Source organism: Desulfoplanes sp., assembly GCF_054921335.1.
Genome location: NZ_JBUDSQ010000141.1, coordinates 1 through 3,733, shown reverse-complemented (window position 1 = coordinate 3,733; position 3,733 = coordinate 1). Strand labels below are relative to the sequence as shown.

Genomic DNA, 3,733 nt, shown 5'->3' with positions numbered 1-3,733 from the left:
AGACCATTCTGGGAAGGGTCACCAGACAGGTTGGTAGCGATTCGTGGGAGATAGCGGTCAAGAATCCATGGGATATTTCGCGGGCAGTGGCAATTCTTGCCCCGGGACTGAGGCGACCGGTGCTTTCCCCGAACCCGTTTCGCGTGGAAAAGGAAACCGGTGAAGCCGTGGATGTAGCCCACCCGGGGTTGAACTATGTGCTGCGTGGCGACCACCCGGATCTTGCCCCGCACCTGTTTCTGGAAGAATGCAGGTAAAAGCCAGCCAGAGAATGGGGTCCAACGATCCCGTTTCCTGGCTGCCGTGCGCACCCTGTAGAGACGCTCGGTAAAGCCGCCTTCCCGGGTAAAATCCCGGGCCACCCGCTCGACCTGCCGGCCGAGGAAGCTCAGGGCTGCATTGGCCACCAGACAGGAATACGGCAACGGTGTGGTAGGCACGGCCCCACACGGACAGCCACAGACTCACACAAAGCCCTGCCGCCCAAGTGTCCATGCAGGTCCGTGCCCGTCAGTGCTCGTCCGTGTCAGCCCGTGTAGTCATCCCTCCAATCCGGCAAAAAACAGCTCCCAGAAGGGGTCCCTGTCCGGCTCCTTAAGCACCTGTCTGGTGGTGTTTCTGACCAGCGTGTTTTCCTCCAGGCCTCCATCGAACCTCCCCAGAACCATGCTTTCTATGCCTGCCTTGCGCCATTCGCTGCGCACCCTGTCGACGGCTTTCGGCTCGACAGCGGCCAGCAGGGTTCCCTCGCTGATGGCCTGCCAGGGGTCGAAATCCAGGGCTCCGGCCAGGGCGGCGATATCTTCGGGTATCGCTATCCGATCCAGATCAACGTCCACAGCCACACCCGAGGCGGCAGACATTTCCCACAGCCCCCCCATGACCCCACCCTCGGTGGCGTCATGCATGGCGTGCACCCCTCCGGCAGCAAAGGCAGTAAGGGCATCCTCGACCACGGTTATCTGGTCCACCCGCTTTCTCAAGGAAGTGAGCATGTTCTGCGAAAGTTCCCGGGCCAGTTTTTCCTGATGCACAATGGAAAGCAGGGCCGCGGCTTCGATACACGGCCCCTTGGTCATCAAGATGGTATCCCCGTCCCTGGCCCCGCCCGGTGAAATCCAGGCGTCCCTGTCAGCGGTCCCCCAGACGGTCACCCCGCCGACCGTGGGTACGGTAACCGCTCCATACCAGCCGGTATGGCCTCCCACAATGGAAATACCCAGTTCCTCGGCCGCATCTGAGATACTTGCAATGATCGTCCGCCCGTCCTCTTCGGGACAGTCCGGGGGCAAAAGCAGGGTATAGGTCATAAATTCGGGCCTGATCCCGGTCACAGCCACATCGCTCGCCCCTATGTGCACGGTGAACCACCCCATGATATCCAGGGGCAATCCCGGGGCGGGAAAAATCGGGTCCTCGGCAATGGCCATGACCCGGCCAGGGGATGTCTCCAGAACCGCAGCGTCCAGGCCGGGCCCCGGACCGACCACTACCCGACCACTCGGTGCGCCCAAAGCCCCCTGCACCAATGTTTCGAGCCTGGATGGATTCGGCTTTCCCACGAGGTTACTCACTGCTCACCTTCCTGCCCAGAACCCCCTCCACATCTGCCACTTTCCCCCCCAGCCGATCAGACGCGCCGACGCGGTCATCGATGGTGATCGAGGTGAGTACACGGGGCGCTTTTTCCTTCATGAGGTTGTGGCACCGCAGGACCACATCCATGACCTCGGCCTGGTCCCCTTCGATGGTCGTCTGCATGGCCCCGAGTTTGTACGCGAGCCCCGATCCATCGACCAGATCGACAACGGCCGCGATATATTCCCGCAATTCATCGCCGACCCCCACGGGGAGTACCGAAAAACTTGCAAGCATGGTCCATCTCCTTGTTGTTAAAAGAAAATCCCAAATGACCCAGGGATACTGCATGGGGCAAAAAAATCGTGTACCACCCGTGATCAACGCTTGCAATTGGCCGGAGTCCTTCCAAACGGGAAAAGCCCGCCGAACGGCGGGCTTTTCATGCACCAGGGGAGGTGGGGGAGGACTTAGCGCTTCATTTGGATCAGAGTATTGAGCATCTCGTCCGTGGTGGTGATCGTCTTACTGTTTGCCTGATATCCCTTCTGGGTAGTGATCATGCTCACGAACTCGGTTGCCAGATCCACGTTGGATTGTTCCAAAGAGTTGGAGGCAATGGCCCCCTTGCCGCTGGCATTGGCCATCCCGGTGAGCGGCGGCCCGGAGGACCGGGTCTCGGAAAAAAGGTTGCCGCCCTCTCGGTACAGGGAATACTGGTCATTGAAATCCGCCAGAGTCAGGGCGTAGAGTTCCAGGACCTGACCATTGGAGTAACTGCCGGTCAGGATGCCGTCCCGGTCCACGGACACGCCCTGGAGAAATCCGGCCGTGTAGCCGTCCTGGGACTGGAAGAGTGTGGTCGATCCGGTGTTGTAAGAAGTGGTCGCCAGGGCGGAACGGGAGGCGTTCATGCCGGGGAGAGCATCCCATGCCTCTGCCCCGGTGGTGTAGGGGCCCCCTCCTCCACCGATGGCTCCAGCATTGCCGGGCAATGTGCCCGAGGAGTTGGACCATTCTGTGGTGGAATTCTTGATCCCAAAATTGATCTCGATATTCTTGGCATCATCTTCCGTCGTGGCCGAGGCATCATCTTCCTGTAAGAAATTGGCCGTACAGATAGGATAGCCGTTCGAGGAAAACTCTGCCGGCGTCCAATTACTTAAATCTTTGGGATCATCCGAATCTGTGCCTGTTGTAACGTCCGGCAACGTGAATGCCGAACTATTGGTAAGTTCCCCCGCCGCATTGAAGGTCAGGGTCCCGACCATGAGCACCCCCGCGCCGTCAGTCCCCGAAAGGGAATAGTCATCAGTGCCGTCGTTCAATGTCCGGCCGTCCTCTGCGGGGGGTACTGTGACCATGTATTCCCAAAGCTGCTTACCGCCGGCGCTGCCGGTGATTTCAGGATCTTTGACCGGATCGAAATAGACGGTCATGTTGTGCGCGGTCCCGTTCTGGTCGTAGGACTTGATCGTCGACTGGTAGGTGTACATACTGTCGCCGATAGGCTCATCTTGGGTGGCGTCCCAGTTGGAAAACATGGCGAACATGGGAGCGGGGTCGTATGTGGTGGTGGCCGGTGTATCCCCATCGATCCTGTTCGTGGACTTGTCCGTGGACTGGGAATCCAGATTGGTCATGACATCCACCTGGGATGTGGCCTGGGGCGGGGACTGGAAGTTATCCAGGACGATATCCGTGGGCACCCCTTCGATCTTGGCGGAAGAATTTGCCGTCGAGGTGGATGTGGCCGCTGTGGGGTTGTTGTCGTTTTGGACCTTCCACCCCTGGACGACATACCCGTGTGGGTCTGTCAGTCTTCCATCATCGTCGAACCGAAAATTTCCGGCCCGGGTGTAGTATTGGACATCCTCTCCCGTGGGAGAGACCATGAAAAACCCTTCGCCCCCAATGGCCAGATCCGTGGACTCCGTTGTCGTCTCCAGGGAGCCCTGGGCAAAATCGGCCATGACCGTCCCGACCTGCACGCCACGCCCGACCTGTCCAGTGCCTGAGGCAGTGGTCGTTGCCTGACTCAAGGCGTCCTCGAAATGGAGCCGGGACCCCTTGAAACCGACCGTGCTGACATTGGCGATATTGTTGCCGATGACGGTCATGGATTCTCCGTGGGCCTTGAGGCCGCTGGTTCCCG

The 3,733-nt window shown here is 59.5% G+C and carries 3 protein-coding genes and 1 pseudogene; 1 reads left to right on the top strand and 3 read right to left on the bottom strand.

Going from position 1 to position 3,733, the window contains the following annotated elements; translation table 11 throughout:
- Positions 1 to 257, top strand: a pseudogene (locus ACY692_RS14475) (peptidase U32 family protein); the annotation flags it as partial.
- A gap of 282 nt (positions 258 to 539) precedes the next feature.
- On the opposite strand, the gene ACY692_RS14470 reads toward ACY692_RS14475, so the two are convergent.
- From ACY692_RS14470 to ACY692_RS14460, 3 genes are all read right to left on the bottom strand, one after another.
- Positions 540 to 1,574: an AIR synthase family protein gene (locus ACY692_RS14470; RefSeq protein WP_462326086.1), complete on the bottom strand. Its 1,035-nt coding sequence runs from the start codon at positions 1,572 to 1,574 to the stop codon at positions 540 to 542.
- Positions 1,567 to 1,875: an MTH1187 family thiamine-binding protein gene (locus ACY692_RS14465; RefSeq protein ID WP_462326085.1), complete on the bottom strand. Its 309-nt coding sequence runs from the start codon at positions 1,873 to 1,875 to the stop codon at positions 1,567 to 1,569. The genes ACY692_RS14470 and ACY692_RS14465 overlap by 8 nt, the downstream gene beginning before the upstream one ends.
- Positions 1,876 to 2,048: 173 nt before the next feature.
- A partial coding sequence (locus ACY692_RS14460; RefSeq protein ID WP_462326084.1) for a flagellar hook protein FlgE occupies positions 2,049 to 3,733 on the bottom strand: 1,685 nt, incomplete at its 5' end.